At 41.4% G+C, this 22,361-nt stretch carries 22 protein-coding genes; 13 read left to right on the top strand and 9 right to left on the bottom strand.

Annotated elements, in window-relative coordinates; genetic code table 11:
• Window positions 1-60 precede the first annotated feature (60 nt).
• Both AC58QD_RS26095 and AC58QD_RS26090 read right to left on the bottom strand, forming a co-directional pair.
• Window positions 61-738, bottom strand: a complete 678-nt coding sequence (locus tag AC58QD_RS26095; protein WP_497337964.1) for an ABC transporter ATP-binding protein — start codon at window positions 736-738, stop codon at window positions 61-63.
• Window position 739: 1 nt separating this feature from the next.
• A complete protein-coding gene (locus tag AC58QD_RS26090; RefSeq protein ID WP_497337963.1) occupies window positions 740-1,774 on the bottom strand; it encodes an ABC transporter permease in 1,035 nt (344 codons plus the stop codon).
• A gap of 199 nt (window positions 1,775-1,973) precedes the next feature.
• Between AC58QD_RS26090 and AC58QD_RS26085 the strand changes: the two genes are divergently transcribed.
• The 4 genes from AC58QD_RS26085 (at window position 1,974) to AC58QD_RS26070 (ending at window position 5,365) form a co-directional block, all read left to right on the top strand.
• A complete protein-coding gene (locus AC58QD_RS26085; protein ID WP_497337962.1) occupies window positions 1,974-2,666 on the top strand; it encodes a response regulator transcription factor in 693 nt (230 codons plus the stop codon).
• Window positions 2,667-2,754: 88 nt separating this feature from the next.
• Window positions 2,755-3,678, top strand: coding sequence for an ABC transporter ATP-binding protein (locus AC58QD_RS26080; protein WP_497337961.1), 924 nt, complete (start codon window positions 2,755-2,757; stop codon window positions 3,676-3,678).
• Window positions 3,671-4,429, top strand: a complete 759-nt coding sequence (locus tag AC58QD_RS26075; protein WP_497337960.1) for an ABC transporter permease — start codon at window positions 3,671-3,673, stop codon at window positions 4,427-4,429. Before AC58QD_RS26080 ends, AC58QD_RS26075 begins: the two co-directional genes overlap by 8 nt.
• Before the next feature lie 24 nt (window positions 4,430-4,453).
• Complete coding sequence (locus tag AC58QD_RS26070) at window positions 4,454-5,365, top strand: sensor histidine kinase (protein ID WP_497337959.1); 912 nt, start codon at window positions 4,454-4,456, stop codon at window positions 5,363-5,365.
• Between the two features lie 38 nt (window positions 5,366-5,403).
• Here the strand turns inward: AC58QD_RS26070 and AC58QD_RS26065 are convergent, their stop codons facing one another.
• The 5 genes from AC58QD_RS26065 to AC58QD_RS26045 all read right to left on the bottom strand — a co-directional run bounded on the left by AC58QD_RS26065 (window position 5,404) and on the right by AC58QD_RS26045 (window position 13,244).
• On the bottom strand, window positions 5,404-7,335 hold the full coding sequence (locus tag AC58QD_RS26065; RefSeq protein ID WP_497337958.1) for a S8 family peptidase: 1,932 nt from the start codon (window positions 7,333-7,335) through the stop codon (window positions 5,404-5,406).
• A gap of 87 nt (window positions 7,336-7,422) precedes the next feature.
• Window positions 7,423-9,219, bottom strand: a complete 1,797-nt coding sequence (locus AC58QD_RS26060; protein WP_497337957.1) for an ABC transporter ATP-binding protein/permease — start codon at window positions 9,217-9,219, stop codon at window positions 7,423-7,425.
• Window positions 9,219-11,162, bottom strand: coding sequence for an ATP-binding cassette domain-containing protein (locus tag AC58QD_RS26055; protein ID WP_497337956.1), 1,944 nt, complete (start codon window positions 11,160-11,162; stop codon window positions 9,219-9,221). The genes AC58QD_RS26060 and AC58QD_RS26055 overlap by 1 nt, the downstream gene beginning before the upstream one ends.
• Before the next feature lie 20 nt (window positions 11,163-11,182).
• Window positions 11,183-11,854, bottom strand: coding sequence for an ABC transporter ATP-binding protein (locus AC58QD_RS26050; protein WP_497337955.1), 672 nt, complete (start codon window positions 11,852-11,854; stop codon window positions 11,183-11,185).
• Between the two features lie 13 nt (window positions 11,855-11,867).
• Window positions 11,868-13,244 (bottom strand): ABC transporter permease, encoded by a 1,377-nt coding sequence (locus AC58QD_RS26045; protein WP_497337954.1) that lies wholly within the window; start codon window positions 13,242-13,244, stop codon window positions 11,868-11,870.
• Between the two features lie 142 nt (window positions 13,245-13,386).
• Here AC58QD_RS26045 and AC58QD_RS26040 point away from each other — a divergent pair, with 142 nt between their 5' ends.
• The 9 genes from AC58QD_RS26040 to AC58QD_RS26000 all read left to right on the top strand — a co-directional run bounded on the left by AC58QD_RS26040 (window position 13,387) and on the right by AC58QD_RS26000 (window position 21,281).
• Window positions 13,387-14,076: a response regulator transcription factor gene (locus tag AC58QD_RS26040; protein WP_497337953.1), complete on the top strand. Its 690-nt coding sequence runs from the start codon at window positions 13,387-13,389 to the stop codon at window positions 14,074-14,076.
• Window positions 14,069-15,229 carry a sensor histidine kinase gene (locus AC58QD_RS26035; RefSeq protein ID WP_497337952.1) on the top strand — a complete coding sequence of 387 codons (1,161 nt, stop codon included), beginning with the start codon at window positions 14,069-14,071 and terminating at the stop codon, window positions 15,227-15,229. The genes AC58QD_RS26040 and AC58QD_RS26035 overlap by 8 nt, the downstream gene beginning before the upstream one ends.
• A gap of 215 nt (window positions 15,230-15,444) precedes the next feature.
• Window positions 15,445-16,134, top strand: a complete 690-nt coding sequence (locus AC58QD_RS26030) for a response regulator transcription factor (RefSeq protein WP_497337951.1) — start codon at window positions 15,445-15,447, stop codon at window positions 16,132-16,134.
• The gene (locus AC58QD_RS26025) at window positions 16,121-17,260 is read left to right on the top strand and encodes a sensor histidine kinase (RefSeq protein WP_497337950.1); all 1,140 of its coding nucleotides are present in this window, start codon (window positions 16,121-16,123) and stop codon (window positions 17,258-17,260) included. The genes AC58QD_RS26030 and AC58QD_RS26025 overlap by 14 nt, the downstream gene beginning before the upstream one ends.
• Window positions 17,261-17,359: 99 nt before the next feature.
• Window positions 17,360-18,646, top strand: a complete 1,287-nt coding sequence (locus AC58QD_RS26020) for an ABC transporter permease (protein WP_497337949.1) — start codon at window positions 17,360-17,362, stop codon at window positions 18,644-18,646.
• Window positions 18,647-18,659: 13 nt separating this feature from the next.
• Window positions 18,660-19,325 carry an ABC transporter ATP-binding protein gene (locus AC58QD_RS26015; RefSeq protein WP_497337948.1) on the top strand — a complete coding sequence of 222 codons (666 nt, stop codon included), beginning with the start codon at window positions 18,660-18,662 and terminating at the stop codon, window positions 19,323-19,325.
• Between the two features lie 483 nt (window positions 19,326-19,808).
• Window positions 19,809-20,690, top strand: coding sequence for a methyl-accepting chemotaxis protein (locus AC58QD_RS26010; RefSeq protein WP_497337947.1), 882 nt, complete (start codon window positions 19,809-19,811; stop codon window positions 20,688-20,690).
• An 80-nt stretch (window positions 20,691-20,770) separates the two neighbouring features.
• Window positions 20,771-21,046, top strand: a complete 276-nt coding sequence (locus AC58QD_RS26005) for a spore germination protein (protein ID WP_497338041.1) — start codon at window positions 20,771-20,773, stop codon at window positions 21,044-21,046.
• A 22-nt stretch (window positions 21,047-21,068) separates the two neighbouring features.
• Window positions 21,069-21,281 (top strand): spore germination protein, encoded by a 213-nt coding sequence (locus AC58QD_RS26000; RefSeq protein ID WP_497337946.1) that lies wholly within the window; start codon window positions 21,069-21,071, stop codon window positions 21,279-21,281.
• 112 nt (window positions 21,282-21,393) lie between these two features.
• Here AC58QD_RS26000 and AC58QD_RS25995 read toward each other — a convergent pair whose 3' ends face one another.
• Together AC58QD_RS25995 and AC58QD_RS25990 are read right to left on the bottom strand one after the other, a co-directional pair.
• On the bottom strand, window positions 21,394-21,555 hold the full coding sequence (locus AC58QD_RS25995) for a hypothetical protein (RefSeq protein ID WP_497337945.1): 162 nt from the start codon (window positions 21,553-21,555) through the stop codon (window positions 21,394-21,396).
• Window positions 21,552-22,214: a GntR family transcriptional regulator gene (locus tag AC58QD_RS25990; RefSeq protein ID WP_497337944.1), complete on the bottom strand. Its 663-nt coding sequence runs from the start codon at window positions 22,212-22,214 to the stop codon at window positions 21,552-21,554. The genes AC58QD_RS25995 and AC58QD_RS25990 overlap by 4 nt, the downstream gene beginning before the upstream one ends.
• Window positions 22,215-22,361 lie beyond the last annotated feature (147 nt).

Below are 22,361 nucleotides of genomic sequence, written 5' to 3'. Positions count from 1 at the left end.
GCAGATCCTAAGTTACCCTAACTTAGAAAGAAGCACCCTCAGAATGAAGGTGCTTCTTCGTTATTTAATAATCAATCCATCTTTCATCGTGATAACATGGTCTGCATAAGAGAGCATTTCTTCATCATGCGTCACGAGTAAGGTTGTAATGTTTAATTCTTTCGTCAAATTACGGATGAGTGTCATGACATCCTTGGATCTTGTGGAGTCAAGACTTGCAGTGGGCTCATCAGCAAATAGCATTTTTGGCTTGTGGATGATGGCACGACCAATCGCAACCCGCTGTTTCTCCCCACCCGACAATGAGGCTGGATAGGCGTCTTTGCGATGATCCATTCCGACCAATTTGAGTATCTTCATGACTTCTTCTTTTTGCGCGCGTTTACTCATTTTTGTCTCTGACACATTAAGCATCAGCATGAGCTGATCTTCTACGGTAAGGAAGGGCACTAGATGAGATGATTGAAAAATAAATCCGAACTGACTGGCGCGTATTTTGCGAATCTCTTCTTGCGTCATGTCGGTCATGTTCTTTCCCTCGAAAATGACTTGTCCACCAGATGCACGCTGAAGACCTGCTGCGATCGTAAGAAGCGTGCTTTTGCCAGATCCTGAAGCACCTACGAGAGCCGTTATTTCTCCTTGTTGTTGGGAAAGATTGATCCCGTTTAATACTTGTTCGTTGACTTCGCCATTTGTAAATGTTTTTCTGACGTCTTGTATTGTGAAGGTAGTCATATTAGTTATCTCCTTGCTGTATGGCTTGTAGCGGCTCAATTTTTCGAATTTGAAGACCAGAAAGTGTTGCACCGACAAATCCAATGATTAAGAATAGGATCGACAATTGAATGGTTGTCTCAATCGTTAGACTAAAAGGCATGCCTTGTGGTGCGATCATATTAAAGCCCTGACTGAGTGCAATGGATAATACAAGGGCGATTGCGGTGATGAAGAACATTTGAACCCACATCATACGGAATAATGTACTTGTTTTTACACCAATTGCTTTCAAGATCCCGTATAGTCCGATCTTCTGCACATTCATCATATAGAAGAAAATCGCAAACAACATACCACTAATGGCGACTAAGAACCAAATAATCATATTAAGGGACATTTGTTCTGCACTATAGCTCGCAATGGTGTTCAGAAACTGATTATTTGAAAAAGATTGTAATCCGTCAATAGACTGTGGTTGATCCTGCCCTGGGATGAAAAGCAATTGCTTCGTGTTCACACGGTAAATTTCTTTATAGTTATCCATATGGATAAAAGCAACGGGTGAGTGGCTGTATTTCTTCTGGTCCGCAAATCCGATGACTTTAAATTCACCGCTGAACTGATTGTTCGTCAATACATCTCCTACTCGAATGCCATCTTTCTCTAAGGAACGATCTAAGACAATTTCTCCTGGATTCACGTTCTCGAACAGTTTAGATTCGGTTGAAGTCACAAAAGCAACTGCATGCTGCCTGTCCTCCGCATCGTTCACAAATCCCATCTGAATGGAAAGTGCAACTGCATCCTTATGTTCTTGTAAGATGTTCTCTTGGACACTTGGATCTATTTTGGAAAGAGTATAGGTTTCATTGGCTTGTTCATTCATATAGAAATGACCAGAAGGTAGATCCTTGATTAAAGCTGCATTATCTTGTGATAAACCATTGGCGAGTCCCGATATAATAAAGGTTAAAAAACTAACTAAAAAAATGATTGAGCCTAAAATAACAAACTTCGCTTTACTCTTCTTGATTTCTTTCCATGCCATATTCATTATTGTGCCTCCTTTTCTCTGTTGCACTATGAGTATACAGTTGCAATATGAACGGAGGATGAACGGAGCATTACAAGGAAGTGGGGTTGATTATATAGGAAATTAAACTTATGATCAGTTTGTGCTTATCGTTTCAAAAGGGCTTTTAACGTTTCTTGTCGAAAGCATCTTTCTAAATTATTACAGATAGTAGGTGTGAATGTTGGATAGAACCACACACATATTAGTGGTTGAAGACGATAATGACATCAACCAACTGCTGTGCAAAATCTTAAAGAAAAGCGGTTATTCTCCTCAGCCCGCCTATTCCGGAACGGAAGCTATGATCTACCTGGAAAGACAGGAATGGGATATGGTGCTGCTTGATTTGATGCTTCCTGGTCTGCCGGGAGAAGAGCTTCTTGTAACAATAAACGAAAAGAGTTCGACGCCTGTTATCGTCATTTCAGCTAAAGAAGAGCAGCAGACGAAAGTGGCCACCCTGCGCATCGGCGCGGATGATTATATAACGAAGCCGTTCGATATCGAAGAAGTGTCGGCTAGAATCGGTTCCCATTTACGAAGGTTCAGGCGTTTTACCAGCATGGCTCCCAGCGATCGAATCCAGTATAAAGACATTAGTTTAAACAAGGATTCAAAGACCGTAACGATCAACCAATCAGAAGTGATGCTAACGGCAAGAGAATTTGCTATTCTCGAGCTTTTCATGTCCTATCCGAAAAAAGTATTCTCTAAGGCGAATATATTTGAGAGTGTATGGGAGGATACCTTTGTGGGAGATGACAATACGATTAACGTCCATATCAGCAATTTGCGAAGCAAACTATCCAATGCAAATCCAGAGGAGGATTATATCGAAACGTTATGGGGGATGGGGTACCGGCTCAAATAACAACTTAAGGTTTTCTTAATAATCCCTTTATGATCGCTTATGTCTTGCCTCCGATAATGAAGCTATCCCAGAGAGAGGCAGTGAGACGATGAGTGAATATGTACTGAAGTCCAATCATTTAACTAAGGTCTACAAAACGGACTATGCGCTTAATCGAGTGAACATGTCCATCAAAAAAGGTGCAATTTACGGATTTATCGGACAGAACGGTGCGGGCAAATCGACGTTGATCCGTATCATTAGCGGGTTGGCTTTTCCGACGGACGGTTCCATTGAATTGTTCGGCAAGAAGGATGCTCAGGATCTGAGCGAGGCGAGAAAACGAATTGGCTCGATCATTGAAAGTCCGGCTTTATATCCGAATATGACGGCTAGAGAAAATTTGGAGACCCATAGGCTTCTAAGGGGGATCCCGGGCAAAGCGTGCATCGAGAAAACACTGACTTTGGTCGGCCTGCAAAACACGGGCAGGAAGAAAGCGAAAAATTTCTCATTAGGAATGAAACAGCGCCTAGGACTCGCTATCGCTCTTCTTGGAGATCCAGAGTTTCTGATTCTGGACGAACCGACGAATGGCTTGGACCCGATGGGGGTCGTCGAAATGAGGGAGCTCCTCAAAAAGCTCAATCGGGAAAACGGAATTACCATTTTAATATCAAGCCATATCTTAAGCGAGCTTCATCTGTTGGCCACCCATTTTGGCATTATTCATAAAGGGGAATTACTGGAGCAACTGTCGGCTAATGATCTTAATAAGAAATGCCAACACTACCTGCATATAAAGGTGGATGATGCCGGGAAGGCGGTGGCCGTTATTGAAGGAGAGTTGGCTACCTCCGAATTTGAAGTAATGCCGGACGGGACGATCAAACTGTTCAGATACGTAGATTCACCTGGTAAAGTTTCCGTGGCGCTATCGACGGCTGGACTAATTATCGAACAATTTATGCCCATGGGCGAGGATTTGGAAGCTTACTTTACGAGCCGGATCGGGGGTGAGCGGAATGAATAATCTCATCCAATCGGAATGGTATAAACTGTGCAAGGATCGGTCGTTCCGTGCACTCCTATTGATTATCTCGGCCTCCGCTTTATTTTGGTCCATCTTTCAATACATAGACCGCAGAATGGATGGGGAGTCTCCGTTTACTGGGATAGAAATGTGGAAAAGTGCGCTTTTGGGTAATTATATTATGATCATTGGGATGTGCGTGCTTGCCGGCTTCTTTATTTCTAGCGAATATACGACTGGCGTGATGAAAAGTATCGCCTCCAGCGGCAATAGTAGAGGAAGGATTATCGCTGCGAAACAACTAGTGTACGCACTGGGGTCCGTCATTCTTGGCTTGCTGTTTCCCGTAATCAATGGTGTCGTTGCGACGTTGCTGGCCGGTTTCGGGGAGCTGCCCGGTGAATCGGCCTCTCTGTATGTATTGAGAACGTTGGGATTACTTGTTATTTACGCTGCGGGATTTGCGTCGATCGCCACACTGATTGCTACACTCATGGCGGAAAGCGGTAAAACGATTGCTTTTACGATGGTGTTCTTCTTGTTCATCGACATTTTCTTTGCTGTAGTGGGCAAATATATTTCATTTATTGAAACGATCTATAGTTATACGGTGTTTAAGCTGCTGTATGATATAGGAACCGTTTCCCCTGATGGCAGCTTGTTATTTCGTATGATTGTAATCCCGATTATTACATTTGTCTGTTTCGGAATGTTGAGTGCATGGGTATATCGACACAAGGAAATAAAGTAAACTTGAGAAGCGGGTGAGGGCGGATTGATCTATATCGTTGCGGCTGTAAGTATTATAGCTGGTATAGCTGTTACTGCACTCATCCGTTTGTATTTATTGAAGAAAGAAATGAAACGAGTTCATCGTCAGCTGTATGCTTTCAATCAAGGATTAACCGAAAAGAAAGTCGATCTTCGTTTTTTTGAACGCGATCTTGAACAACTGGCAATCGAAACAAACAACCTTATAGATTTGGTTGCAGAGGCAAAAGCGCTTAGAAGACGGACGGAGCATGAACTGAAACAGAGTATTTCCCATATTTCTCACGATCTGCGAACGCCATTAACATCCGTTCTCGGATATATTCAGCTCTTGGAATCGGATCAGGTAACCGATGAAGAGAGGCAAGAATATATATCGATCGCCAAAAGTCGAACGAAACGGCTGCAGGTATTACTGAACGATTTTTTTGAATTATCCGTCATCGAATCTATGGATTACGAGTTAAAAACGGAGAAAGTAAACATGACCGTTCTGGTCTCTGAAATCTTACTGGGATTCTACGACAGGTTTAACGAACGCAAAGGGGAAGCGGTTATTCAACTTACCGAAGAAAGGCTTCGCTTGACTGCAGATGAATCTGCCATAAAGCGCGTAATCGAGAATTTGATTACAAATGCGATCAATCATTCCGATGGGCCGATCTGGATCAATATGGAGAAGCATCAATCGACGGTTGTATTGTCTATCCGCAACGAAGCTAATCACTTGAAGCTAAGCGATATGAACACTCTGTTCGATCGATTTTATACGGCCGACCACTCCCGATCGGGCAAAGGAACAGGGCTGGGATTAGCAATTGCCAAAAGTCTAATGGTCAAAATGAACGGAGAGCTGACCGCAGAATTACTCGAGAATCAAATTGTCATGAAATGCGTATGGACGTTGGATCACTAAACCGTTCTGGTGCCTTGCACCAGAACGGTATCCAGCGATTAGAGACTTTTAGACTGTTCAAAATTATATAGGAGTTGAATACATTCCGCATAGCTTAAGTGATCCTCTAGAGCGTAACTGACATTGCCATTGCTGCTAGCTCTACCATTCACTATTTTAAGGTTGGCTAAAGTCTTAAGCGCATCATTATCAACCACATCTCGTTCTCCGTAAAGTGCTATATATCCTTCAAATAGCATTTGGAAGGCCTCTCCACGCAATAGCTTGTCCTCGGGCGCAACGGTCTTATCCATTATAATACCTGCTTTTAAAGCGAGTTCTACGAATTTCCCTTTGGTAATCGGCTGATCAAATGAATGACTTGAAAGAATGGCATCATCTATGAGTCTGCGCTCATAAAATGAAATAATCGCATTTTCATACCATTTTCCTACCACGCCTTCAAATCTATTTATTTTGACCTCCGGTTCTGGGGTCAATTGGAGGGCTTTAGCAACATCAAGTCTTCCATTTCCAAAAGTACTGTCTATCCCCTTGTCTCCAAGATCAACTGCGGATGTGTATAGAAGTTCGTATACTTCAGTATTGGTCAAATCCGGGTTTTTAGATAATATAAGAGCTGCTGCTCCCGCCACAATCGGCGTTGCCATGGATGTACCTGATATATTTAAATTTTTGCCATTGATTCCGGTTGAGAACACGTTATAACCAGGTGCGACTATATCCGTATTTTTACTTGAATATTCCCATAGTTCATCATCGCCATCTACCGCACCAACCGCTATGACCTCCGGATAATTCGCTGGGTAGTCTGGAATTTCCTGTTTGGAGTTTCCTGCGGCTGCAATTAGAACGACGTTATTGTCAAAGGCATACTCTATAGCTTCTCTGATAACCTGTGAATCTCCGTTGTTATCTATGGCGAATCCATTGCTTCCAATACTCATGGAAATAATCCTAGCTCCATGATCGACCGCATATCGGATTGCCTCGGCAGTGCTCTCTTCCGTTCTTTCCTTGCCAGTAGTATCCCAAGCATTTATAGGCATCAATGTAACACCTGGAGCAATACCGCTAATTCCAACACGATTGTTAAGTTGACCAACAATGACGCCCGAGGTATGCGTTCCGTGATCTATTGGAACCGAATCAGAATCGCTCAATATATTTACGGTGTCCATTGATGCAGCTTTTAGATCGAAATTCTTAGTATCTATACCTTGGTCTATGATTGCCACGATGATGCGCTGATCACCAGTTGTTTCTTTCCACGCGTTGATAGCATTGACCTGTGCTAAGTGGTATTGATACTTCAGCTGAGGATCGTTATATTTGGAAGTGTCACTTTCATACACATCAACCCATTTCTGAAACCACTCATAATTCTGCTTTAGCGTCTTGTTATTTTGAATGACATGATCTGTGATGGCCTTCTCACTCAAACCGACTGAACTAACTGGTAATAACTCTACTTCTCTCGAGCCTTCCGTTATGAGCGGTGTCGTACGGTTGTCAATTAAGATGTTATAAGGCGTATCGATAACCGCCGGATTGGCGTCCGCGTATACTTTAATAAAATACGTACCTTTCTCAAGCAATGCTTGGATCATCGATCTACCGTAAAAGGCAAATTCATAAGCGTATTTAGCTCGACCTACCATCTCTAGCCGATCGTTATAGAGCTCCAGTCTCAAAGATGATGTTTTATCTTTATCCAACATGGAAAGTGTGATGGCAACATCCGTTTTTTCATTCACCGGCAAAGTATAGTAATCCACGTCTTCATTGTTCGAGTTGATTGCACCACTGATCGAAGTGAACATATCCACAGGTGTAGCATATTTGAATGTATCCCCTGTTTCACTTTCATGTATGGGGACATAACTAATTCTTGCAGCAGTAGCAATGTTGGGAATGATGGATGTCGCTAACACAGTAGCACTTAACAGGATGGAAAATACCTTTTTCATTTTTAAACTCCTTTGTCTTCTGAGTTTTAGTACTGTACTCTCTAATGTTAGACGTTCGACAGTTGTGAAAAGTTTTATTAGGATACATTACTTTCTCAGCGCTGCAGCAGGCTCTGTACGGATTAACTTGTAGGTGGCTATTATGCTAATTAGAATAACAACAACGCCTGTGGAAAGTATGGATAGTAAGATTTGTAATGGGGTAATAATAATGGCTAAATTGAAGACCATACTGATTAAATAAGTACAGCCAACGAGGACAGCATTAATAATAGCCGACATTGCTGATAAAAGCAGATTTTCGCTGACAATCATTTTTCCTATTGTTCCTTTATTAAATCCCAAAGCGGACAGCAGGCCTAATTCCTTATATCTCGAATTTTGAAGTTTGATAAGCAGTACTGTACTGATAAACAAACCAATGGCTAATATTAGAATAGAGACGATCAAGAACAAACGGCTAAGACTGTTGAACGTACTTTGCAAAGCTCCTACTTCTTTGGCTGAAGTTTTACTATCGATTTTTTTGTCAGCAAGCATTTGACTAACTGAAACAATATTTTCAAAGTCTTTTACATCGTAACTAATGGAATAGGACTTATCACCATCCCTATTTTTATAAAAGTCCTGTTCAATATCGGAGCTAACAAAGAAATCATCGTAGCCTGCATTATAAATGCCGCTTATCGTAAGCGTGTATTCTCTTTCATCATGGTTTAAGGTAAGTTGTTTACCAAGCAAGTTACTAATATCATTTCGGAATTTTTTAGCAAGACTCGGACTAAGTGCGATTTCCTTTTGACCTGCTTTTGGCATAGCTCCGTAAGACATATTTTCAGTAGCCTTTGGCATTGGGTATTTTTCTGCCATAGCTTCGGTCTTATCTCCAAGCCTTAAAGTAACATCCGTTATTTTGTATTGATAATAAACATTTTCGATACGCTCATCGGAATTCAGCATTTCGTAAACGGTTCCGTCATCCTCACCTTTGATATAGCCGTTGTTAAAGGCGGTGTTCTTATCCTTAAAATCCGAGATAGACTTCTCCATAATATTGCCCGAAGATAGAGACAACATAAATGCAAGAATACCAATGGAAATGGCCAGGCTGACAGCCATATAGCGTGTGATATGAATACCAAAGTTCTTAAGCCCTCGCTTGAACGCAGATGCTTTGACAGCCTTATTTAAGCTGAGTTTATGAGTACCTGTAAGATCTGTTCCAGTATCAATCTCTTTTGCAATCATTTTTCCGTTCTCGATATGAATGACATCATCTGCAAAGCTACAAACCTTTTGATCGTGAGTAATCACAATAACCAAACGGTCTTTTGAAATTTCTTTTAAAAGCTCCATTATTTCGTTAGAGTTGCTGCGGTCTAGTGCTCCTGTCGGCTCATCAGCCAACACAATACGAGGATTACTAATTAATGCTCTTGCAATAGCAGCTCTTTGCTTCTGACCGCCCGAAAGATTTTCGATTTTTTCATCCGTCTTTGGTGATAATCCCAGTTTATTTAACAGTTCTTTAGCATTTTTTTTATTTTCCTCATCACTTGCACTATTTAGCTCACAAGCAAGCAAGATGTTTTCTAGTACGGTATATCCACTTAGAAGATGGTAGTTTTGAAAGACAAATCCGATATTGTCTCTGCGATACGCACACAATTCATCGGCGTTCAGGTTGCTGATAGAGGTACCCAAAACCGTAATATCACCGCTGTATTGGCTGTCAAAGCCTGCAAGCATATTAAGCAGCGTGCTTTTACCAGAGCCTGATGCTCCCAACAGGCATATAAGTCCTTTGCTTGGCAAGGTAAAGCTTGTATCATCAAAAACAAGTGAATGATCATATCCTTTTGTAAGGTTATTTATCCTAATCATTATCGGTCACCTGTCTTCAATGCTGTCGTTGTATGGGTCTTTATGATGGTAAAAGCGGTCGTTAAGTAAGCCACAACGGCTACTAAAGCAATCAACAACACGCCCGTTAACAACATCTTCGAATTAAGAATACTTGCGCTGAACAAGCCTTTGGTAGCTAAATCGATAAGAGGTGATGTAACAAGCATTAACAGAATTGCCGTAATGGTACATGTTATCATCTCCGCCAAGTTAAGCACGCTCAAATGAGCATTATGAAAGCCGCTGACTTTATAAATGGCAAATTCCCTTCTTCTCATTAAACCTGTGATAAGGAAGATAGCAATAACCATAATGACCGATAAAATTGCTATGGTCACACTTGCAGTGCCTGACTGTTCAGTTGTTTGCTCATTTAATCTAACGATATCTTCAACAAGCTCAAATCTGCCAAGAGGTACAATGCCTGCCTCATTAAGCTCGTCTTTAATCGAAATCATATGAGCAGGAGTTTTTGCGCGAATAATAAAATTGATGTTGTTACTTTTAATGTCTGCTTGCCTTCTCAGATCGTCTAGTGCGACCTTGCTGAAGAAGAAAGAGTCATTGACGCTGTACTCTGTCATTTGACCTTTGGATTCATAATAGACAGTCGTATCTGCAACGCCTACAATGGTTGCGGTTATGGACGCGTCTCTTAAAACAGGCTTACCCGTGTCCCAATTGTACATCTTGCTGCTAAAATCAATTTCTTTCCCTATGGCTTGCTCGTTTGATAGTCCCAATGTTTTAACAAAACCATCCGGGACAACAACCTCGTTAACTTTGCCTGTCGGCATTTTTCCCGCTACCAGCTTATTGATTGAAGGAGTACTGCCTGTACTTTGTACTTTATAGTCTTTGCCGCTAACCGTTACTTTGATATCATTAAACGCTTGTGAAAAGACAGTAAATTCAACACGCTTATCGCCTATATATGTATCATATAAGCCACCAATATCTTGCTTTACATCAGCGTTCGGCTTTTCTTCCTGCTTACCGCCTGTTCCCCCTGCACTCATAAAACTGCCAACGACACTAATATCTTTAAGTCCTTCGCCATACGTATCAATCAACTTGTCAAACTCGCCTTGACTGCTGCCGCCGATTGCCCCGCTTACAGTTGTAAGACAAAATACTCCTGCAATCATTAGAGCAAGGGTGGATACTAAAAATCGCCCGAATTTATTTTTGACATTCGATTTGGTCAGTGCAATAGCATTTTTGATAGATAAGGAATGATTCTTATCGTATATAAGATTTTCTGTTTTAGTTACAATTTCTTGTGGTGATGCAATCAGTTCTCCCTTATCCAGGCTCAAAACGTTTGAATGATTATCAATCAAATTGGTATCGTGGGTTACAACTATAACGGTCCTATATTTAGAAATAGCTTTAAGAATATCCATTGTTGCTTTGGCGGTTACTTCATCCAAAGCACTTGTCGGCTCGTCAGCAATAATAACCTTTGGATTTTTCATAAGCTCTCTTGCGATGGCAACACGCTGTTTTTGACCACCAGAAAGATATTTCACTTTTTGATGGGCAAGGTCAACTATTTTGAGGTCCTTTAAAATCGCTTCAGCTTGCGTTTGATTTTGCTTATTTTTTAAATACTGTGGCAGCAACACATTGTCTAAGACCGAAAAATCTTCTAGCAAATTAAAATCCTGCCAAACAAATCCGAAAATATTGTTGTAATAATAGCCTTTTTCATGGGAGGTTAATTTTTTAATGCTCTTACCGCAATAGTAAGCCTCGCCGTCAAAATCTTGTTCCATACCGCTGAGAATTTTTAAGAGAGTAGTTTTGCCGCTACCTGAAGCGCCGACTATAAAATTCAATCCTTTTCCCATTGAAAAGGAAATGTTCTTTAATGCGAATTCGCCGTTATATAGTTTGGATACATCCTTAATTTCAAACATTTGATTACTCCTTGGTTATGTTAGTTTTTCTTCACAAGCGACAGTTTCCCGTCTGAGATCCCCCAGATCTCATCTGCATAATCTGAAACCTTTTTGGAGTGAGTTACAATGATTACACACTTGTTTTCTTCTTCCGAAAGTGAAGTGAGTATGTTCATAATGCTTTCTTCGGTTTCGGTATCTAAGTTTCCCGTTGGCTCGTCTGCAATAATGATGTCAGGATCGTGAGATAAAGCTCTTGCAATACCAATTCGCTGTTGTTCACCGCCGCTTAATTTCAATACCTTTCGATCCGCGGTTTCTTTATCAATACCCACACTTTGCAATAAGGCATAAGCATATTCTTTTTTATTAGCCACCTGGATACCGCTAATGTCAATGGAGAGCATAATATTTTCAATGGCTGTGGCATTAGTGAGCAAATTATAGCTTTGAAAAATAACACCGATTTTATTTGAACGGTAATAATCACGGTCAATCGATTTTATATTCTCACCGTTATAAAGTATTTCGCCCTCTTTACAGAGGTCGAGCCCCGAAAGCAGGGCTAAAAGTGTTGTTTTACCGGAACCTGACTTGCCGACGATTGCATAAGTTTTTTTAGGCTCAAATTCAATGTTAATTTGATTAAGAACTTTCTTTTTAGTGCCATCATAGACATAAGAAAGGTTATTTACTGCTAATACATTCATCCTCATATCCTCCTTAATTTCTTTCCGATAAAATTTTTATAGGCTCATATTTCGTGATATACGTTAGTGACATTGAGCTGGAGATCATTACAAGCAAGCCACCAATAAGGAACATCCCTAATATAACGCTCGCATCTAATTTCACTTGCAACGAGCTAACGATTTCATCTGAAATCGGCATAGCCGCACTGGAGCCGCCTAAATTTCCACCCATATTTTCCATTTGCTCTTGTCTTTGCTCAATTTGATCGGCAAGAAGTTTATCCGATATAGGCTGTGCTGCAACACTTCCCACTCCAAGTCCGATCGTAACGGCAAGCATGGTTACAAGAATGGATTCATATAACAAGGTTTTAATAACCTTAAATTTTTTCATTCCGATCGCTCTTAAAACACCAATTTCATATTTACGTTCTCTAAGAGCAATGAGATTAAGCAGAATAAGAATAATGCCGCCTAAAATAAGCACTACGACTAAGAAAACTGTGCTTATCTTTTGCACGCTTTCAACAGGACCCGCTATTTGTTTATACAGATACTCGTTATTCGTCAATGAGTAATATTTACTCAGCCCTTTGCCTTGAGCATCCTTGACAAAAGCATTTAAATTATCAGGGGAGTTTAAGAAATACTTAATACGTGACATTGTATTGGCTTGTTTTCCTACAAGTCCTGTCGCTGTTTCGTAAGTCGTTAAGATTTCATTTTTTCTTGTCATATAAGGGTCTTTATAAGAGGCGTCAGCGTTATTTTCTTTGGTCAGATCTTTATAAATACCTGTTATTGTAAGACTAATATCTTTATTCGCATCGGCGATAGAACGAACAGTAATGGCATCGCCGACTTTTAAGCTGTTTTTCTGCGCCAAATTTTCGCTGAGAACAATTTCATAATCTTTTTCAAATATTTTTCCGTCTATTATTTTGCGTTCGCCTTTTTTGAATTCTTCAAACAGCTCATAGGACGAGCTTCCAATTATTTTTATATTTGGAGGGCCGATATCGGGACCACCACCTATAGCACTTCCGCTACCTTGCAGTCCTGCATCCCCATCTTGATTTATCGCATTGATTTTAGATACAGCAGGAGCTTCTAAATAAAAATAGTAGTCTTTTACATATTCAGAATCTGCATAATGTTTAAGCTGTTCAATGGTAACTTCGGGAAAATTTGAAGTAATTCCATCTTCATAAAGCTTTGAATAATCAAGCTCAACATTGACTTCACTACCAAATCGATTTTTATAATCGGTTATAATACTACTTGTTGCATTGTTAATTACTAATGAAATAACACAAGTGATAGCGATAATGACCAATACAATACTAATTAAAGAGTTCCTTCCTTTGTTTCTTCTAATGTTTTTAACTGCGTTTTTTACAATATACATTTTGTTCCTCCTAAACTTGATGTAACCATCGTATAACAAACGATGTTAAATCCCTGTTAAGTGATTTTCTTTGTTTGGTCTTAAATGCTTAACATAGATTTAACCTATACTTAGGTACAATAGTAAAAGAGGTGATTAGCGTATGAGGATCCTTATCGTAGAGGACGAGCTTGATTTGCAAGAGGCGATTGCAGAGGGGCTTAGAATAGATGGTTACGCAGTTGATACATGCGACAACGGAGAAGCTGCTTACGAGCTTTTATATGACGTAAATTACGACTTGGTTGTACTTGACTTAAACCTTCCGAAATTAGATGGGCTTGAGGTTTTAGCTAAGATACGAGATGAAAGGCCGGAATTAAAGGTACTTATTCTCAGTGCAAGAAGTAGTGTGAATGATAAAGTAAAAGGCTTAGACATAGGTGCGAATGATTACTTGGCGAAGCCATTTGATTTTGCCGAGCTGGAAGCAAGAATAAGAAATTTGTTAAGGCGAAAGTTTGTGCAAGAAAGTAGTATGCTTTCCTGCGGTGCCATTAAAGTGGATTTATCAAAGCGTATCGCCGTTGTTAATGAAGATGAAATATCTCTTACAAAAAAAGAATTTGCGTTGCTTGAATATTTTTTACTTAACAAGGATAGAGTGGTTAGCCAAGAAGAGCTGATTGAACATGTTTGGGATCAGAATGCGGATAGCTTCAGTGGTGCTATTCGGGTTCATATTGCAACTCTCCGAAAGAAGCTAAAAGCCATCTTGAACTATGACCCCATTGGAACGAAAATCGGTGAAGGATACTTGTTATCAGATAAGGGTGATGATTTTAATGCTTAAAAAAATGCCAATTCGATTGCGGCTTACGGTTATGACCGTTGCACTTTTGACGGTTTGTTGTGTAGGTCTTACCTTAATACTTAATTTATCTGCGGATACTATGGCTACAAGGATTGATGCAACTTTGTTATTACCGGCAAAAAAGATCGGCGAAGATGGATGGGGTGATGAAAGCTCTCAATCACCGTCAAGCAGCATAACCACTCCTGTTCCTTCTGTTGAGTCCCAAAAAGCAAGAATGGATTTTAGAATGGAAAGCATGCTTTATATGATTTTAGTTATTGTTGGCGGCGGGTTCTTAACCTACTATATTTCAGGAAAGGCATTAAAGCCGCTTGATACGCTAAATGGTCAAGTGAAAAACATAAATGTGCATAATCTATCTGAAACATTATCTGTGCCGCCAACAAGGGATGAAATTGCAGAGCTTACTATAACATTTAATGAAATGACGGATAAGCTGGATAATGCTTTTATGATGCAAGGAAGATTTTCCGCAAGTGCCGCTCACGAGCTTAGAACACCTCTTGCTGTGTTACAAACAAAGGTTGATGTATTTAAGAAGAAAAAAGATCATACAAACGAGGAATATGATGCTCTTATTTCCGTTTTTGAAAAACAAATAAACCGCTTGAGAGCACTCGTTGGCAACCTTTTGGATATGACGAATTTGAACGATAACGGTGAGCAAAGCAACATTTGTATAAAGGATATTTTTGAGGATATTATTTCCGAGCTCTCTCAAATAGCTAAAGATAGAAATGTTTCAATGATCTTAGATTGTGATAGTAGCATTGTTACTGGGAATACCGACTTATTGTATCGTGCTTTTTACAACCTTGTGGAAAATGGAATTAATTACAATATTGACGGTGGTACGGTTGGGGTTATTGTAAACAGGTTGAGTAATGATCAGGTCTCAATCAAAATTAAAGATACAGGCATCGGTATTGCCGAAAATAACAAAAAGAATATATTTGAGCCTTTTTATCGTGTTGACAAATCACGCTCCCGTCAAATAGCTGGTGCGGGCTTAGGGCTCTCGATTGTGGACAGTATTATCAAAAAGCATCATGGTACAATTACTGTTACTGATAATGAAAATAGCGGAACTTGCTTCAATCTAATCTTAAATATAAAGCAGCTCGGTTAATGTTTCATCGTGGACCCTTTTTCCAAACAAAAGGGCACCCCTATAAAGGGTGCCCTTAATTTCGCCTTTAGAGTGATACGCCGAACTGTATCATAAGTAGGGCGAAATTTTTGACATTAATCAGTATTAGATTAGATAATCATATATGAAAACTTAACCGTAACTTAACCCAATAGGACATATCATGATATTAATGTTTGGCGGAGGTGATGGAGTTGAAAGTATTGGTTGTCGAAGATGACTTATCGTTGCAGAGAGCAATCAGCATAGGCTTGAAAAAATTCGGATACGCGATAGATGTTGCATCCGATGGTGAAGAAGCCTTGAAATGCTTTGAGGTTAACGAATATGATGCCGTTGTTCTTGATCTGAATATGCCGCGGGTGGATGGTATGGACGTTCTGAAAGAAATCCGTATAAATAATCAGGAAATCAAGGTCCTAATCCTATCGGCACGTTCCGAGGTAGAAGACAAAATCTCCGGGCTAGACACCGGCGCAAACGACTATATGGAGAAGCCGTTTCATTTCAAGGAGCTGGAAGCCAGGCTTCGGGCGTTGCTTCGCCGCAAATTCATCCAGACGAATACGCTGCTGTCCTATGGAGAATTAACAATAGACACTGCATTAAAGGTTGTGCATGTTCATCATACAAGAATTGACTTAACGAAGAAGGAATATGGCATTCTGGAGTATCTCTTATTAAACAAAGTCAAGGTCGTAAGCGCAGAAGAAATCATAGAACATGTGTGGGATAGTAACGCCGATTTATTTTCCAACTCCTTAAAGGTACATATCAATTCGCTGAAAAAGAAGCTTACCTTACACCTTGGCGAAAAAGAATTTATTCGAAATACAAGAGGACTTGGATATTTCATCGCGGAGGCGAATGATGAACCGGTTTAATCGACTATCGCTGCGACTGCGGCTCACCATTGTTATAGCACTGATCTTAATCATAGCCAGTACCGTGTTGATGGCTGTCTCGATCTACTCCGCCCGTAACATTTATTCGGATAAATCAGCAGTGAAAGAAATAGAAAGAATATCGAACGGCGAAATCAGATCAGAGCGACCGAATCCTCCTTATCAAAAACAGCCAGTACTGGCAGTACGGGTGGAACAAGATAATAAGTTTGCATCCATTAGCTTATTAAGTCTTGCTTTGGTCGTCGTTTTCGGAACCGGCATCACCTACCTGATTGCAGGAAGAGTCTTGAAACCCGTTACGAATCTAGCCCGGGAAATCGAGGAGATCGACGAAAATAACTTATTCAGGCCGGTCAGAGTAACTCCTTCGAACGATGAAGTATCTAAATTGTCCGTTTCTTTTAATCACATGATCGCCAAATTGGAAAAAGCGTTTATCTCGCATAAAAATTTTTCGGCCAATGCGGCGCATGAACTCAAAACCCCGCTCGCCGCCATGATTGCCAATATCGAGGTACTGCAGCTAGACGAACATCCTACGCTTGACGAATACAAAGAAACTATGGATGACACATTGAAAAATGCACAGAGGCTAAGCGGTCTGGTGAATGACCTGCTCAAGATGAACGCCGAGCTCAATATCGCGGCTTATGAGAAACTCGAAGCCAAAGCCATGTTCGAGCAAATCTTAGACGATCTTCATCAAGAGATTCAAAGCAAGAACATACAAATCGAGAATTTGACCGGTGAGGTGCAGCTTTATGGAGACAAACCGCTACTGTACAGGGCTTTCTCCAACTTGATTCATAATGCCATCAAATACAACAAGCCAGAGGGGCTCATCAAAATCGCGGCTTCCGAGACGGAAGATAAAGCCCGCATAACGATCATGGATACAGGGATCGGGATACCGGAAGATCAGATCGACAAGATCTTTGATCCGTTTTATTGTGTGGACCAATCTCGATCAAGAGAGCTTGGAGGCAATGGGCTAGGGCTGTCGATCGTAAAGTCGGTCATCGAAAAGCACGGCGGGGTTATCCAAGTGCAAAGCGTGGTCGAAGTCTATACATCCATCGTCGTTACCTTACCAAAACCATAAATGAAACGGCCTGCCGACAGTTTCGGCAGGCCGTTTTCTTAACCGTGATTTAACTTTACAAGCAGTATAGTTGAATCATAAAAGTTAAGGAGTGGGGACATGTACTTAATCAAGAAAGCAATGAAGAATTTACTTAACAACAAGGGACGCAATATCACCATGTTTATTATGCTGTTCATGGTGACTTTGGCTTCTGTTGTAAGTCTGACGATTTACAATACTACCATGAAGGTTAAGGCAGAAACAGAAAATTACTACGCAGGCGAGGTTTCTATCACACAGGACAAGGAGAAAGAACCTCATGCAAGTCCAACATCCGAAGATTACAAAAAATACGTAGACAGCGATTACTTACGGAGCTATGTATTCTATCAAAGCATACCTGTGTCATTAGAAAATTTGAAGTTGCTGGATGGCGATTATGTGGAACCAGAAAACAGCGGTCACGGCGGTCGCAGGATGGTGGACTCTAATTCCCATGCTTATGGTATGTTTGATGAGCATAGTACGGATGAATTTACTTATGGCGACAGGAAAGTGATTGAAGGCCATTTTCCCGCAAGTATAGACGAGTGTATGATTTCTAGCGAACTAGCCGAACTTAATAACCTACATATCGGAGATACACTGCACTTGACTATCGCAATTACCAAAATAAAAAAAGAGTTGAAGATTTCAGGTATATTCACAGACTCTACAATTGCGAGAAGTAATAATGATTTCCATGCGCCCCAATTTAATAGGAGAAATGACGTTATCACAAGTTATGAATTATTTAAGCAGATTCCTGACGATGCAATGCAGGACTATAAAACCTTTTTGTTAAAGGATTCCGCCGATCTTAATGCCTTTCAGAATGAGTTGTATGATAAAGGACTCTCAAAAAGCCTATATTTAAAGTATGACACCGATAGATATGACGAAGCCGTAGAGGGTATAAATGAAATGTTACTGATCGTTACGCAGTTCTTTGGAATTGTTGCGTTTATCGGAATTGGCATTGTGTTTCTGATCAATGTGCTGGCGTTAAGAGAAAGAAAATATGAAATCGGCGTTTTGCGAGCCATTGGAATGTCAAAATTCAAGGTAATGACACTACTTATGAGCGAAATGTTGATACTGGCACTCTTTAGTTCTGTTATTGCACTCCTAGCAGGAATATTTGTCAATCCATCTGCGGTGAATGTAATGAAAAGGGTTACGTTAGGGGGACATCTGCCTTCACCGCTAATGTCTGAAATATTGGGACTCAAGGCTTCGCTTTCCGGAATTGTAATCATGGAAGTTATTTTACTTTCGATACTGCTTGTATTAATTGCGGGCTCTATGACAATCGCAAGTATAACGCGTTTTGATCCTGTGAAGATTTTATCAGAAAGAAATTAGGGAGGAAACCAATATGACAGTGCTTTCCATGAAAGATGTTTCATTTTCATATAAAGGGAATGAAAAAAAAGTATTAAATCATATATCTGCTGACTTTGAAAATGGAAAGGTGTATGCCATTGTGGGTGAATCGGGGTCAGGCAAGACAACTCTGCTTTCCCTTATTGCAGGACTTACAAGCTGTTCATCCGGCGTTATCACATATAAAGATAAGGATATCAATAACATTAACAAAGATCACTATCGCTCTAATAAAATCGGTGTAATATTCCAAAGCTACAACCTGCTGCTATCAGATACGGCGGTGGAAAACGTAATGTTGTCAATTGATCTAAGCGGAAACAAGGAAAATGATAAAAATCAGCTCGCTTACGAGCTGTTGGAAAAAGTTGGAATTGACAAAGAAAAAGCGGAACGCAAAGTCCTGAAACTATCAGGCGGGGAGCAACAACGAGTTGCCATAGCACGTAGTTTGTCCTACAACCCAAACCTAATCATTGCAGACGAACCAACCGGAAACCTTGATGAAAAAAACGAGAAAGGGATTATGGAAATCCTGCAGAGTTTAGCTCACATGGAAGGTAAATGCGTAATCCTAGTTACACACTCATCTTCTGTTACGGAATATGCGGATGTTGTTATGGAAATTAGAAATGGTAGCTTGAGTCAAAGAAGTTAAGGATGAGTCTACCCGGTTTATGGGCGGATGCTCAACGATCTGGAAGTGATTTTGGATTCATAGTACGCAAATCAGATCAAGAGCCCTTGTTATAAGGGTTCTTTTTGTATTGTCGAGGTTCATTATCAAATTGCTTCCTTAGTGGGTAGCTTCCATTTTACTCACAAGCATTTTTGAACCGATCTCCATAAGACGACATCTTCCGACACTAGACGTATATCCATAAGATACCATGTGTCTGAAGGTCTGGAATCGAAAAAAACGATACTACATCCACTGTAAACCAATGATGGATCATAAAAAATATTTAAAGAAATTTAGTAATACTTAACAGTATAATGAATAGGGAATCCAATAATGGGCGCCAAAAAAACCAGAAAAGCAACAATAACATCGTCACATTTTACATAGAACTTGTGTTCGTGTATATGATGGACAGGTACTTTTATAGTTGAATGATAGCATGATGGGGAGTGGAGTTTCATGGAGATGAACATACAAGCACTTCTAGCGCACGGTCAAATGCTGCACAAGCCGGCGGGAGAGGTCATTTTTCGCAGTGGTGATCACGGGGATGAGATGTTTGTTGTACTGGCGGGTACGGTAGAAATATTCCTTGAGCAGGAAGGGCGGCGGATTTCCGTGGCCAAACTCGGACAAGGGGATTTTCTGGGGGAAATGTCCCTGCTCGAGGGGCTGCCCCGCAGCGGGACGGCGGTAACTTCAACGGCTTGTGAGCTGGTGGGACTTGGGAATGAGTCGTTTCGTAAACTGATGACTGAGGATAGTGTACTGGCTTGGCGAGTTATGAAGGGGCTATCGACGCGCATTCGTAATTTAAACCAAGAACTGGCACAGAGGATCGGCAAGGATTTGCAGGAGATGTCACGTAGTTTGCATGAGCATGCGCAGTGGATTTCGAGCAGTATCAAGCAGATTGCAGTGTCAGCGCAAGAAATTGATGCGAATGAGAAGCTTCTAGTGGGGCAGACCAGGGAGGTTCAGGGCATCTCCAAGGATATCGGGGCGATGCTCGATTTCATTCAACATGTCGCGAGCCAAACGCACATCCTCGGCCTTAACGCAGCAATCGAGGCGGCCCGAAGCGGGGAACACGGACGTGGCTTCGGTGTGATTGCAAATGAGATCCGCAAGCTGTCAGCGCAGTCGAAGACGAATGCGGAGCAGATCGCGGATCTAACGGAACTGATCTGGAAGAAAATGGACCAGGTGACGATCGCCTCGGAAAATAGTGCTAGTAAGAGCAACGAGCAGGCGTCCGCGACGCAGCAAATGGTTACGGCGATCGAAGAAGTGGCCCGATTGGCCGAGCGCCTTGCCGGGATTGCGAAGTCACTCGCCTAGCGGGCTTGTTCAAAGTACTTTAAGAAACATGATAAGGGTAGTGTAAAAGATCAAAATAGGAGAAACGTTGTTTGCTCACGGTGGTCGATATTTCCAAAGTTCCGCAACGTTCCTTACAAGAATCCAGTACGGAAATTTCGATTAGGCCGAAGGATGCTTTCACGGAAGAAATGTTCACGAACATGGCGCTGATTCGGAAGCGTCTGCAAACGGGATTATTATTCAGCGAATTGTTCGTCATCGGGAGCTTGAGCAAAACCCGAGTATCCTTGCTCTATATGAGCCATAAAGTAAATCCGGACATGATTGCCGAAGCGCGAAAACGGTTGGCATCATTTCAAACGGAAATGTACTGAGAGCGGTCAGCTCGAGATATGGTTGTCGGATCGAACGTTCTCTCTATTCCCTTTGATTGATTATATCGGTCGGCCCGATTATGTCATTGAAACTTTGCTGAGCGGAAGATTCGCCATACTTGTAGACGGGTCTCCAATGGTGCTGATCAGGCCGAGTAATTTTCTGGAACTGCTGAAATCACCCGAAGACGTTCATTTTCCTTATTTCTACGTTATGTTTCAACGGGTACTCTGAATAATCGGCCTGATGCTAAGCATGTATTTGCTTTTGCATTGGTCAATCAGTCTTTGTCGGGCACAGTCAGCCTGCTTAGGCTATTCATCATGCTCTGAATCTTGGGTATAACTTATTCCGCTATCACTACGGCTATGCGATGCGGATGATCAGGCGGGGCGCTCTGCATACGGCGCCGCTCTTGTCCGCCAAGCTGAACTACCGCGAGGCCGATCGAGCCTACCGCATGCTGATCGATCGCAAGGATCAGGTAAGGGGGTGCTGCAGGCGTCATTTGTTAAACCAGAGCATGGAGTCGTTTTCCATGATGTGTTCCTTCCACACGGCTGCGATGCGATCCATGTTTTTGGAGCGCAGCGTATCGAGCAACAGCCGGTGTTCGCGGGTAATGTTTTGCAAATCGCTGTAATACTGCGTGTTTTTAATAAAATGAAGCCGCAGCCGATTGACGATCCCGTTCCAAATTTGCATCGGGGACGGCGATGGACTGATTTTGACAATAGTTTCATGAAAAAGAATGTCTTGATCGACAATTTGGAATAGCTCGTCTTTGGCGGTAAGCGTACTCATTTTGCCGATGATGCCCTCCAGAGCATCGAACAGATCGTTGTCCATTTCGGTCATATTCGATTGTATCGTATATAGCTCAAGCTGAATGCGGATCGGGATGAGGAGATGAATAATTTCCTCCTTGTTGACGTCGGCAACGACCGTTTCACGATACGGCGATGATATGATCAGTCCCATCGCCTCCAGATCGCGCAGTGCTTCGCGAACCGGACCGCGGCTGATGCCCATCTGTTCCGACACTTCGGCTTCCCGGATTCGTTCCCCCGGTTTCAGATTGCCCATCACGATCGCTTGACGAATGTCCTCGACTACCCGGTGGCGAAGCGACAAGGTAGACTGGGCTTTAAACTGGAATCGATGCATAAAGATCCCTTCCCAACAACAAATTTTCCCCACAAACGATGAGATCGTCTGCATTTACTATAGCAAAAGTGTGAAAAATTTTCAAGAACCACAATCAACAAATGATTGTTGACAATCGACTTTTACCAAATTATGATGGGGGTAAGC

It is taken from the genome of Paenibacillus sp. J2R1T-4, from assembly GCF_059692235.1.
This window is presented reverse-complemented; position numbering and strand designations above follow the sequence as displayed.